The organism is Nocardia sp. IFM 10818, from assembly GCF_054655275.1.
The window spans coordinates 4,190,718-4,202,513 of sequence record NZ_BAAHJH010000001.1; the positions used below are offsets into that span (position 1 = coordinate 4,190,718).

The 11,796-nt window shown below is 66.8% G+C and carries 14 protein-coding genes; 6 read left to right on the forward strand and 8 right to left on the reverse strand.

The annotated features are described in order from the left end of the window. Positions 1-94: 94 nt before the first annotated feature. From ACYQ5L_RS19190 to ACYQ5L_RS19205, 4 genes are all read left to right on the forward strand, one after another. Positions 95-379, forward strand: a complete 285-nt coding sequence (locus tag ACYQ5L_RS19190; RefSeq protein ID WP_379204309.1) for a hypothetical protein — start codon at positions 95-97, stop codon at positions 377-379. Next, complete coding sequence (locus ACYQ5L_RS19195; RefSeq protein WP_459959065.1) at positions 376-693, forward strand: CYTH domain-containing protein; 318 nt, start codon at positions 376-378, stop codon at positions 691-693. Before ACYQ5L_RS19190 ends, ACYQ5L_RS19195 begins: the two co-directional genes overlap by 4 nt. A 108-nt stretch (positions 694-801) precedes the next feature. Continuing rightward, positions 802-1,209 (forward strand): YciI family protein, encoded by a 408-nt coding sequence (locus ACYQ5L_RS19200; RefSeq protein WP_459959066.1) that lies wholly within the window; start codon positions 802-804, stop codon positions 1,207-1,209. 6 nt (positions 1,210-1,215) lie between these two features. Further along, positions 1,216-2,361, forward strand: a complete 1,146-nt coding sequence (locus ACYQ5L_RS19205) for an RNA polymerase sigma factor (RefSeq protein ID WP_459959067.1) — start codon at positions 1,216-1,218, stop codon at positions 2,359-2,361. 1 nt (position 2,362) lies between these two features. Here the strand turns inward: ACYQ5L_RS19205 and ACYQ5L_RS19210 are convergent, their stop codons facing one another. Both ACYQ5L_RS19210 and ACYQ5L_RS19215 read right to left on the reverse strand, forming a co-directional pair. Further along, on the reverse strand, positions 2,363-2,821 hold the full coding sequence (locus tag ACYQ5L_RS19210; protein ID WP_459959068.1) for a hypothetical protein: 459 nt from the start codon (positions 2,819-2,821) through the stop codon (positions 2,363-2,365). Positions 2,822-2,910: 89 nt separating this feature from the next. Then, positions 2,911-3,798, reverse strand: coding sequence for an alpha/beta fold hydrolase (locus tag ACYQ5L_RS19215; RefSeq protein WP_459959069.1), 888 nt, complete (start codon positions 3,796-3,798; stop codon positions 2,911-2,913). Between the two features lie 79 nt (positions 3,799-3,877). Between ACYQ5L_RS19215 and ACYQ5L_RS19220 the strand changes: the two genes are divergently transcribed. Continuing rightward, positions 3,878-4,504: a winged helix-turn-helix transcriptional regulator gene (locus tag ACYQ5L_RS19220; RefSeq protein ID WP_459963473.1), complete on the forward strand. Its 627-nt coding sequence runs from the start codon at positions 3,878-3,880 to the stop codon at positions 4,502-4,504. 75 nt (positions 4,505-4,579) lie between these two features. Here ACYQ5L_RS19220 and ACYQ5L_RS19225 read toward each other — a convergent pair whose 3' ends face one another. Beyond that, on the reverse strand, positions 4,580-5,623 hold the full coding sequence (locus ACYQ5L_RS19225) for a fused (3R)-hydroxyacyl-ACP dehydratase subunits HadA/HadB (protein WP_459959070.1): 1,044 nt from the start codon (positions 5,621-5,623) through the stop codon (positions 4,580-4,582). A 310-nt stretch (positions 5,624-5,933) separates the two neighbouring features. Between ACYQ5L_RS19225 and ACYQ5L_RS19230 the strand changes: the two genes are divergently transcribed. Next, positions 5,934-7,457: a cytochrome P450 gene (locus ACYQ5L_RS19230; RefSeq protein WP_459959071.1), complete on the forward strand. Its 1,524-nt coding sequence runs from the start codon at positions 5,934-5,936 to the stop codon at positions 7,455-7,457. 37 nt (positions 7,458-7,494) lie between these two features. Here the strand turns inward: ACYQ5L_RS19230 and ACYQ5L_RS19235 are convergent, their stop codons facing one another. From ACYQ5L_RS19235 to ACYQ5L_RS19255, 5 genes are all read right to left on the reverse strand, one after another. Then, the gene (locus ACYQ5L_RS19235) at positions 7,495-8,334 is read right to left on the reverse strand and encodes an ABC transporter permease (RefSeq protein ID WP_459959072.1); all 840 of its coding nucleotides are present in this window, start codon (positions 8,332-8,334) and stop codon (positions 7,495-7,497) included. After that, a complete protein-coding gene (locus ACYQ5L_RS19240) occupies positions 8,331-9,068 on the reverse strand; it encodes an ABC transporter ATP-binding protein (protein WP_459959073.1) in 738 nt (245 codons plus the stop codon). Before ACYQ5L_RS19240 ends, ACYQ5L_RS19235 begins: the two co-directional genes overlap by 4 nt. Before the next feature lie 15 nt (positions 9,069-9,083). Next, positions 9,084-9,569: an MTB12 C-terminal domain-containing protein gene (locus ACYQ5L_RS19245; protein ID WP_459959074.1), complete on the reverse strand. Its 486-nt coding sequence runs from the start codon at positions 9,567-9,569 to the stop codon at positions 9,084-9,086. Positions 9,570-9,677: 108 nt separating this feature from the next. Further along, entirely contained in the window at positions 9,678-10,490 is an 813-nt protein-coding gene (locus ACYQ5L_RS19250; RefSeq protein WP_459959075.1) for an SAM-dependent methyltransferase, read from the reverse strand. A gap of 119 nt (positions 10,491-10,609) precedes the next feature. Further along, positions 10,610-11,638: a hypothetical protein gene (locus ACYQ5L_RS19255; protein ID WP_459959076.1), complete on the reverse strand. Its 1,029-nt coding sequence runs from the start codon at positions 11,636-11,638 to the stop codon at positions 10,610-10,612. Positions 11,639-11,796 lie beyond the last annotated feature (158 nt).

The window sequence follows — 11,796 nt, forward strand, 5'->3', positions numbered from 1 at the left end:
GACGGCGCCGGTCTGCGGAATTCATCGCTCGCCGCCGGAATCGGAGAACCGAATCTCACCCGGAGGTAATACCGAGGTATTATGGTCGCAGATCGTGGAGTTCGAATGGTGGATCGGCAGTGACCACTACCTGAAATGGTCGGACGTCGCGGCCTGGGAAGTGATGGAGGTGCTGTACTCCCCGCATCGGTGGCCGCGCGCGGCGACCACGCGGGACGGGCTACCGGTGCTCACCGTCTGGGGCCGCACCGAGGAGGGCCGGGCCATTGTCGTGATTCTGCGACCGCTGCGATCGTCCGAGAAGTGGCAGATTCTGATGGCGGTGCCGATGGAACCACGCCAGCTCGAGGAGTTCACCGCATGGGAGGCACACCAATGAGCACAATGCACGATCCGATCTCCGGCGAGGACCCCCGCAAGTTCCTCGACTCGCTCGTCTTCACCGACGCGCCCGAAATGCCTGCTCTGCCGCCGAGTTCCGCGGAGATCGAGCAGGGCATGGTCACCACCTCGCTCAAGCTGCCCAAGGATATGCGCGACCGGGTGCGGGAGGTGGCGGCCGATCACTGCGTCACGGCGTCCATGCTCATTCGCCAGTACATCGAAATGGGTTTGGCCGCCGAGCAACCCGACCGGCTGATCCCGCTGTCGGATGCCATCCGGGTGCTGAGCAACCTGCGTCCGACCGCCTGACGGAAATCCTCGAGAAAATTTCGAGCGGTGGATGTCGAGAACCCGGTCGTGGCTTCGTCCCCGGGGTGAATACGGCCGCACGGGCCGTACCGCACAGAGGAGAACATCATGGCCAAGTACCTGTTGCTCAAGCACTACCGCGGCGCCCCGGCCGCGGTCAACGACGTGCCGATGGATCAGTGGACGCCCGAGGAGATCTCGGCGCACATCCAGTACATGCGCGATTTCGCCACCCGGCTCGAAGCCACCGGCGAGTACGTCAGCGAGCAGGCGCTGGCCCCGGAGGGCGCCTTCGTCCGCTACGACGGGGAGGGCCGCCCGCCGGTCACCGACGGCCCGTTCGCCGAGACCAAGGATCTGATCGCCGGCTGGATGATCATCGATGTCGACAGCTACGAACGCGCCGTGGCACTGGCCGGTGAGCTGTCCGCGGCGCCGGGCGCGGGCGGCAAGCCGATTCACGAGTGGCTCGAACTGCGCCCGTTCTACACCGCGGCGCCGACCGTCACCGAGTGAGCCACGGTGGACGAGACCCTGCTGCGGTCCCTCACCCCCACGGTGATCGGGATCCTCGTCCGCCGCGGAGCCGATTTCGCGGCGGCCGAGGATGCCGTGCAGGAAGCCCTGATCGAGGCCGTGCGAGTGTGGCCGCAGCAGCCGCCGCGCGATGCCAAGGGCTGGTTGGTCGCCGTGGCCTGGCGCAAGTTCCTCGACGCCGCCCGCGCCGACAGCGCACGGCGACAGCGCGAGGAACTCGTGGACGCCGAGCCCGCGCCCGGTCCGAGCGAGGGGGTCGACGACACGCTGCAGTTGTATTTCCTGTGCGCGCATCCTTCGTTGACGCCGGCCTCGGCGGTCGCGCTGACCTTGCGGGCGGTCGGCGGTCTGACCACCAGACAGATCGCGCAGGCCTACCTGGTGCCGGAAGCGACCATGGCGCAGCGCATCAGCCGGGCCAAGCGGACCGTCGCACAGGTGCGGTTCGACCAGCCCGGTGATGTCGCCACGGTGCTGCGGGTGCTCTATCTCGCGTTCAACGAAGGCTATTCCGGCGATATCGATCTGGCGGCCGAGGCGATCCGGCTGACCCGGGAGCTGGCGGCGCAGATCAAGCACGAGGAGGTGGCGGGTCTGCTCGCGCTCATGCTGCTGCATCATGCCCGCCGCCCGGCCCGCACCCGGCCCGACGGCAGCCTGGTGCCGCTCGCCGAGCAGGACCGCGGGCTGTGGGACACCCGGCTGATCGCCGAGGGCGTCGACATTCTGCAGGCGGCGCTGGCCCGGGATCGCTTGGGGGAGTTCCAGGCTCAGGCCGCCATTGCCGCGCTGCACGCCGATGCTCGTACCGCCGAGGAGACCGACTGGGTGCAGATCGTCGAGTGGTACGACGAATTGCTGCGGCTGACCGGCAATCCCGTGGCGCGGCTCAATCGCGCCGTCGCGGTCGGGGAGGCCGACGGGCCGCGGGCAGGTCTGGCCGCGCTGGCCGAACTCGATCCCGCGCTGCCGCGTCACACCGCCGCCGCGGCCTACCTGCACGAGCGCGCGGGCGACACCTCGACCGCGGCGCGGCTCTACAGCGAGGCCGCTCGCGCGGCGACCACGCTGCCCGAACGCGACCATCTCACCCGCCGGGCCGCCCGGCTCAATGCGCGGCTGCGCGGCTGACTCAGGCGCGCGAAACCCGAAGATCCACCCGGTATTCCGACTGCGGGATGGTCTCGATGGATCCGCCGGGCCGCAATGCCACCAGGTGAATGCGGTAGCTGTCGACCGCGAGTTCGTCGGCCGGGGGCTGGACATTCAGGTCGTGCTCGGCGGCCGTGCCATTGCTCGTCACCGTCAGCGCGATTGTCGCATCGCCTTCCCATACGCACCGGATGTCGGGTTCCTCCGGGCAACGGCTGTCATTGGATACTCCGCGGAACAGCACGGTGAGGCGGTCGTCGTCGAGGTGGGCCGTCGCGCCGGTGGCGAGGGTGAAGTCCGCGCCGAGATCGGCAGTCACGCTGCCGGGCACGGTGTCCGGTCCGGGTCCGGCCGGGGGCGGGGCGGCGGGGCTGCCGCACGCGGGCAGCACCGAGAGCAACGCGAGCATTCCCCAGCGGGCCAGATGTTTTCCTCCCATGCCTACCCAGCCTGGCATACCGTGCATTGCTGCTCTAGATGCACATGTGCCCGCTCTGCCGGGCAGGGCGGGCACATTCGGAGGGTGGATCAGCGCTGCGTCGCTGCCCAGTCGCGCACTGCGGCGACGAACTCCTCGGGCGCGTCGGACTCCACATAGGTGCCCGCGCCCTCGACGATCACGGTCTTGTGGTCGGGGAAGGTCGCTTCCAGGCGCTCGCGCTCCTGCGGGCGGAAGGCGATGTCGGCGTCGCCCCACACGATCAGTGTCGGCAGGTGAGCGAGATCGGGAAGGCCGGCCTCGACTTCGGCGAAGAAGGCCCGGCTGGCGAGGAGCCGATGGGGCAGTACGGCGGAGGCTTGACGCCGCTCGGGGGTGTCCAGTGCCCGCCGGTAGTGGATCATCTCGGCCGCGGCCGGCGTCCGCCGTCGGTGCCCGGTGGGGATGAACGCGTTGACGAGCAGGTTGGTCCGCCGGACCAGGAACCGGCTCGCGGGATTTCCGATGAGGTGGGAGAACGCCTCGAAGTGGAGGACGCCATTGGTCGGCCAAGCCCAGGTATTGGCGAGCACCAGCCGGTCGAAGACGCCCGGCCGCCGCTGCGCGGTGGCCAGCCCGATCACCCCGCCCCAGTCCTGCCCGACCAGGGTGATCCCGTCGAGGCCGAGCGCGTCGACGAACCCGGTGACCACGTCGGCGTGCTCCTCGGGCAGATAGCGGTACCCGGGCTTCGGCGTCGACAGCCCGAAGCCCGGGTAATCGAGGGCGATGCACCGGAAGTCGTGACGTAGCGCCCGGATCACATCGCGCCAGAGGAACGACCAGGTCGGGTTGCCGTGCAGGAACAGCAGTGTGGGTCCGGAACCCTCGTCGACGTAGTGCACGCTGTGCCCGTCGATCTCGGCGAAACGACTCTCGAACGGGAACAGTTCGTCGTCGACCCAGTCGGGTCGCACGCTCTCGGTGGTATCGGCCATGGCGTTCCCCTCTCGCCTCGGTCCTGCGGTAGACTTGAGCCTTTCAAGTGGACTTGAGAATATCAAGCAGAAGGAAATGATGCGCGGTTACGGCCAATACTGCGGGCTCGCCCGATCCCTCGAAGTCGTCGGCGATCGCTGGAACCTGCTCATCGTCCGGCAGCTCCTCATCGCCCCCGCCCGCTACCGCGACCTGATCGACGGCCTGCCCGGCATCGCCACCAATCTGCTCGCCGACCGCCTCCGCGACCTCGAATCCGCGGGCGTGGTCGAGCGCCGACTGGCCGGCGCGGGCAGCGTGGTCGAATACGCCCTCACGCCGTGGGGCGCCGACCTGCGCGGGCCGATCGAAAGTCTGATCCGCTGGTCCACCCCGCTGATGGTGCGCGGCCCCGAAGGTGACGCCTTCCGCCCCGAGTGGCTCGCCCTCGCGGTCCCCGCTCTGCTCGGTACCCGCGTCGAACCCCGCCCCTCGGCCACGATCGGCCTCGAGATCGGCGGCCCGCTCCTCCAACTCCGCGCTGTACCAGCCGGTTTCGAGGTCGGCCCGCACGATGGCGGCGACCTCGACGCCATCGTCCGCACCGATCCGGCCTACGTCCTCGCCCTCTCCGCCGGCGCCCTCACTCTCGGCGACGCCCTCGCCTTCGGGCTGGTCGAGATCGACGGCGACGAGTCGATCGTCCGCACGGTCTTCGCCGCCTGACGGGTCCGCTGCGTCAGGCGCGCGATGTCGGCATCCCGCGGAGATACCGCCGCACCTGCCACCTCCGGGCGGAGGTCAGGCGAGGCGGACGTCCGCGGTGGCGAGGCCGAAGATCTTGCGGCCGGCGGATTTCGCGGTGATGACGACGACAGCCGTTCTGGTGTCGGGGTCGAGGGACTTGATGCGGCCGGTGAATTCCACGATTCCGGGGGAGTCGGATTCGATGACCGTGTAGTTCGACAGGCGGACCCCGTAGCGGGTGAGCGCGGTCGGGTCGCCCAGCCACGCGGTGACGAATCCCGCGCCCAGGCCCATGGTGAGCATGCCGTGGGCGATGACATCCGGCAGGCCCGCGAGGGCGGCGATCCGGTCGTGCCAGTGGATCGGGTTCACGTCACCGGAGACTCCGGCGTAGTTGACCAGGTCGCCGCGGGTCAGGCGCACCGAACGGGCGGACAGCTCGTCGCCGACGGTCAGGTCCTCGAATCGGAGCGCGGTGCGCGGGTTACGCGTGCGCGAGATCGGCGAAAGACGTGCGGCGGGTAGGGAATCCGTTGCTGCCGGCGCCACGGCTTCCACATCGGCTGATGCGGCCGCGGCCCGCGAAGCCGTATCGAGCCCGGTCATGATGACGCGCTCGATCGTGTCGCTGATGCCGGCATCGACATCGGCGTCGGTGATGCCCACGACGGTGGTGTGCATGATCTGCACGATGTCACCGGTCTGATCGGTGAAGGTGTTGGTGATGGTGAGCAGATCCCTGCCCGCAATCCGGCGCACCGAGGACAGCTCCACATCGCTGACCAACCGATCACCGGTCACCACCGGCTTGTACACCTCGAAAACCTGATCGGTCTGCACGAACGTGTCGTAACCGGCCATGACCGTATCCAGCAGCCGGCGATTGGCCAGCATCGCGGCGGTCGAAATGAACGTGGTCGGCGCAACCAGCCCGGCATACCCGAGTTCACCCGCGGCCGCCTCACTCCAGTGCACCGGATGAAAATCCTGCACCGCCCGCGCATACTCCCGGATCTTCTCCCGCCCCACCTCGTAGTAGTCGTCCGTCCGGTAACGATGCCCCACCAGCCCGGCCACATCGAACGCCGCTTCCACCAAAACTCTCCTCCATCGGGTCCTTCACCACCCGTAACCGACTCCGGCAGCACCGAATCCACGAGTGAAGCCCCACCTTCTCACACGACCGCGCCCAGGAACACGCCAGCGCACCCCCGCCGAATCAACCGAGGCCCCGTCTCCGTTCAGACGCCGCTCTCCGCGATCGGACCACCGTTCACCGCCCGCCCGGCTTCCTCATCGGTAACCGGCGGCAAGGGTGGCCGCTACGGTGAACGACGCTCGGGTCGTTGGCGTTTCGGCAAACGGTGGTGGTCGGTACACAATCCCGACTAACGTGGTGTGTTGATGAATGACAGGCCTCGGTGACCCGGCTCGGTTGTCACCCTATTGCCGGAGTCCCAGCGCGGACGATCGGGGAGGTTCGGGATCGAGGCAGGTCTGTCGAGAGTTGCCAGGAGCTCATTTCCGACGCGCTGATCCAGGAGTTGGCCATGATCGACTTGATCGGAGGACCGCTTCGCGTAGCGGGGCGGCCAGGGCAGAAGAAGGGCAGCATGTAGTGAATCTTCGTGACGTCCCGTGCGGACCAGGGCGTGTGCCGATTCTCGGACACGGCTGGAGAATGCGGCGTGATCCGGTCCAGTTCATGGCGGATCTGGCTGGCGTCGGAAAAATAGTTCGGGTCGATATCGGCACTCGCGTTGTCTACGTCGTTACCGATTTCCAACTACTCCACAAGATGTTGGTAGAGAACTCCGACGCCTACGAGCGAGGCCTTCTCTTCGAACGCATCCGGCTCATTTTCGAGGAATCGCTGATCGTCGCGGATGGTCAGCAGCACAAGGATATTCGTCGTCTGGTGCAACCAGCGTTTCATCGAGCGGAGTTGGAAGGCTACGCGCCGATCTCGAAGCGTAACGCGGATGCGCTGGCGAGTTCATGGCGACCGGGCCAGATTGTCGAGACCCGTTCCGCGCTGTTGGATCTGGTGATTACCGACCTGCTCGAGTCCATGTTCTCGCACGAGCCCGATGCCGGCGAGCTGCAACTCATCTCGGGCCTGATCGAGAGCATAGGCGCGGGCGCCATAGTGGGCAGTGTGCTGCCGAAGCGACTGGCGAGCCTGCCCTTGCCGGTGAACCGCAAATTCCTGTCGGCCGGCACGCGACTGCGGGACTATTGCCGGGAGCTGATCGTGGCGCGCCGGCGCAGCGGTGAGCGCCGGAACGACCTGATCGATATCCTGCTGAATTCGCCTGGGGGCGAAAACCGTAGCGACAAGTTCCTGGCGGAGCAGGCCGTGACGATCCTCTTCGGCGGAATCGACGCCTTGACCGCCACGCTGAGCTGGGCGCTGTACGAGTTGTCCCAGCGTCCGGAGGTGGCTTCGACACTGCGGCACGAGATCTTGGACGCGGAAGGACTCGACCCCCGAAAACTCGATCAGCTCGACTACCTGAATTGTTTCCTGAACGAGGTCACGCGAATCCATTCGCCGATACTGCAGACCAGACGCAGTGTCACGACAGTCGAACTCGATGGATTCACATTTCCCGCCGGAACCGATATCGGATACAGCATTGCGGCGGTCCACTACAACCCTCGTATTTTCGCCGAGCCGAATACCTTTGATCCCGATCGGTGGTCGCCGTCGAACCCTGGGTCGAAAAACCGGAGCTTCGTTCCGTTCAGCATGGGCAATCAGATGTGTGTCGGTCGAAATTTCGCGTGGGTGGTACTGCAGACGACTCTGCACAGTCTGCTGTCGCAGTGGGAGTTCCGGCCGGTCTCGACCAAGAAGCTCCCGCGGGTGATGGGGCCCATCCCCGGGCTGAGAAGGCTTCCGCTGGAGGTTCGTCCCGCCGTCGCGTGAACAATCGGCGCCGCGGTCACCGGGCCGGTGACCGCGGCTAGCTTTTGCCTGATTCGGTGGGTGCCGTCCTACGATGCCCGGATATGCGGCGAATGAGGAGGGGCAGCACGGCTGCGGCGACGAAAAGGGTGGCGGCGACGAGGATGAAGTAGAGCAGCGATCCGGTGCGGCCGAAGCGGGGGACGAAAGCGACTTGCTGGCCTGTCGCGGCGACGGCGTTGAGGAACGGGGCGTAGGCCTGCAGGGTGAATCCGTGGGGGAGCAGATTCATGGCGCTCTCGGCTACATAGACCCAGAACAGGAGAACGGCGACGGCGGCGGACGGCGCGCGAATCAGCGACCCGACCGCGATGCCCACCCCGCATGCGGCGAACGCGTAGACCGGGACGGTCCAGAGGAACCGGACACCGGCCGAGTCGGTGATGTCCACGCCCCCATAGAGTTCAGGGAACTGCAGGGGCAGTGTGACCATCACGACGATGAGCAGCACGAGTGTCGATATCGCCGCGATGGCGCCGTAGTAGATCCACCGGGCCAGCGCGGCCGTCCAGAGCCGGGGGAACAGGAAGGTGTTGAGATCGCTGGTCCGACCGCGTCGCTGGGTGCCGTGGGCGTAGGCAGCGGTGACCATCATGACCGAGACGGAAAAGGTCATCACCCAGTACACGGAGTTGACGGTGGATACCGGGGCTACGAAACGCTGTCCGGGCAGAGTGGCGAGTCGTTCTGCGACGGCGGCGATTGCGAAGGTGACGACCAGCGGCAGGACGAAGGTGAGCGGCACGGCAACGGTCCACAGGAAACTGCGCCCGGTGGTGCGGGTCCATTCGGCGGCGATGCCGCGGCAGAGGAGGGTGGCCGCAGCGGGGCTGTTCATGAGGCCGCGCCGGACGCGAGGCGGGTGGGCAGCCCGGCAATTCGCACGTAGGCGTCTTCGAGGCCGGTCTCGTCGGGCCCCAGCGTGCTCATGAGGTGGGCGAAAGGCTGGTCGGCCAGAATACGCCGGTTGCCGAGGATGACGATGTGGTCGGCATTGCGTTCGACCTCGTCGAGCAGGTGCGTGGCGACCAGGACACAGGTCCCGGCATCGGCCAGGTCGCGCAGCAATTCGCGTATCCAGCGGATACCCGCGATGTCGAGGCCGTTGAGCGGCTCGTCGAGCAGCAGGGTCCGAGGCTCGCAGAGCAGTGCGGCGGCGATGCCGACGCGTTGGAGCATGCCGAGCGAATAGTGCCCGAGTCTGCGATCGGCGACCGGGACCAGATCGACGATCTCGAGCACCTCGCCGACCCGGCCGGTGGGGATGCCGCGGGCACGAGCGATCCAGCGCAAATGCCGGCGTGCGGTGTGGCGCGGGTCGAACGCTCGGTAGTCGAGGTGCATTCCGAGCGTGGCAGCGGTGGTGTGATGGGCGCGGACAAGGGTGCCGTCGACCCGGACGGTCCCAGCGGCGGGCGCGACGAGGCCGCAGATACACCGCAGCAGCGTGGTCTTGCCGGTGCCGTTGAGACCGATCAGGTAGGTGACCGCCCCGTCTGCCACGGTGAGTTCGGGGACTTCCAGGACGGTCACGCCCGGGTAGCTCAGGGTGAGATCACGAATATCGATCACGGTGCCCGGAGCTGATCAGAAGTTGCAGGACATCGACAGTCCCACGGCCTTGATGCCCTCGCACACAGAGCTGTTGGAGAGCTTCCAGACTCCGTCGATACGCTTCCAGACCACGCGCGCGGTGATATCCGGCCGCCCCACCGACTTGGTGCGCAGCATCGCGGTGTGCACGTCGCCGTCGTGGGTTTCCGGACCGCTGATCTCATTGGATCCGTACGGAGCCCGGAACATACCGGTGTTGTAGAGGGCGTTCGCGACCGGGACCGCCCCCATACCGCCTTCCATATTGGCCGCTTTGGCCTCGTCGGAGACGCCGGGCGTTTCGATCAGGAACACGACCTGCTCCTGGAGATCGGCCACGGTGGGAACGTCTTTGGTGATAAGGAAATTGCCGGGCGCGGCAAATGCGGTAGGGGCATTGACAACCGAGGCGCCGGTCGAGGCCACAGCGACCGTCATGATCGACGACACGACACCAGCGACAATATTGAAGGACTTCATCTCTTCATCCTCTGATCAACTGGGACAGCGCCTGATGCACGCTCGAATGTGCAGGCGGCCAACAACAAATTGGCGCATCAAAGAATACTCGCGCTCACAGCCGTTTCCTCAGGGTTTGCGGCCGATAGCGCCGAGCATGACCATCCGCGTGTCCGGCAAGCCGGGGCGGAGCCACTGCTGAACCGGCACCACGCCGGGTTCGAACAACTCGAAGCCGGCAAGGAATGCCTGCGTCTGCGCCGTGGACCGAAAGGTGACCTGGGCCGGAGTGTTGTCGGTGCCGGTGAGCACCCGGAGTATCTCTGGATCGGACTCGGAGGACCCATGACTGATCGCCAGGTAACTACCCGGTGCCAATTGATCACGGAAGGCGGCGACGATCTCGGCGGGGCGTTCGTCGTCCATCACGTAATGCAGCACGCCGGAGAGTATGACGGCTACCGGCTCGTTGAAATCGATCAGAGCGCGGTCGCTGAGTTGATCGAGAATGTCATCGGGACAACGAATGTCGCCCATCAGTGCGGCGACTCCGGGCGGCCCGGCTAGCAGCGCGTCGCAGTGGGTGACCACGACCGGGTCGTAGTCGACATACACCACCCGCGCCGATGGCTCGATCTCGCGAGCCGTCTCGTGCACGCTGGGCGAGACCGGGATCCCCGAGCCGAGATCGAGGAACTGACGGATACCGGCATGAGCGGCCATCTCGACCGCTTTCAGCAGGAAACCCCGGGTGAACCAGACCAAGGTCTTGAGTTCGGGTACGCGAGAGAGCATTCGACCGGCCATCTCCCGGTCGGTCTGGTAATTGTCCTTCCCGCCCAGCAAGTAGTCGTACAACCGGGCGGAACTCACCTCTTCGGGGTCGAGCGAGTCCGGTTTCCGTCTAAGCTCCGACGCAGGTCCTTCTGCACCTTCGGCCACGGATGTAACCGTAGCCGACCGCTACGCCGGGTGTGCGCGAATCGCCATCCCGGTCGAGCCATCGGCGTACGCCGTTCCGGCGCAACATGATTCGACACGCCACAACAGGCCGACAGGTATTACTCCCCGCCGCTGTCGCGGGTCGGGCCCGGATCCGTCTCGGCCAAGGCGACCGCCTGCGCCACCGCGGACCGTGCCCGGTCGACGGTCGCGTAACGGCCCAGACCGCAGGGGGCCGCGACGTCCAACCGGCCGCCGTAGGCCGACTCCGCCGCCGCCAGCGCCTGTCGTGCCTGCGCGAGCGGTTGCTCCGGATGGGCGAGTCCGGCGATGACACGCGTGGTGGCAGGCAATTCGAGGCGTGTCAGCGGCGCGTAGTACCGCGGCCGAACCGGCGCCTGCGTGCCGTCGCCGATGGGCAGGTGGACGAACTCGAGCTGCCTTCCCGCGGGCCAGTGTCGCGCTATCGCGTTGGCCAGCGCGACAACCGGGGCCGTCGACCTCGGTCGCACGACCGGTTTGTCGTCGAGGCTCCCGTAGCACAGGTGCACGCCGAATCGGGAATCATGGGGGGCCCGGGCGACCAGGCGTGCGATCGCTCGACCCGCCGCGGTGGCCGGTCCCTGCCGCAGCAGCGCGGGTGTCCCCGCGCAGAGCAGCGTCTCGGCTGCCAATTCGAGTTGGAATACGACGTTGTCCCGCAACGCCTCCTGGATACGGACGATCTCCCGCACCGTGGCGTCGACAAGCGGGCGGTAGTAGGGAAAGCCTCGACGCCACACGAGCATGCGCGCCTCGAAGGCGATGAAACCGATGACGAAAGGTGTCGGTATACCGACCTGCAAGCGCAGTCCGGGATCGGTTCGGTGCCGGCGAACCAGCGCGTCCCCGGCGCGCACGGCCTCCTGCGCATAGCCGAGCGCGGCGTCGATATCGGCCTCGGCCAGCGATCGGCCGGCCCGCAGCCGAAAGGTGTCGCGGGAACGCAGCGTGGACCAATCACCGCGGCGCACCGGCGCCAGCGCCGGGATCCCGCCGAGCCGGTCGATGATGGGTCTGACGTACCACTGGGCGCGATACGGATCGGCTTCACAACCCGGAACCATGCCATCGAGGAATTCACCGGCTGTGTCGACAGCGAACGCCATAGCCTTCTCGGGACTGTCCAACTGTGCGGGCAGACTGCCCACAAAGTGAACCCTACGCTTGGGCTGCACGGCGCCAGTCTCGCATATCGACCGTCCCGAGACGTGCGGTCCGGTGATTCCGACCGCGTCCGGCTTCGCGGTGATGGTGATATGGGACA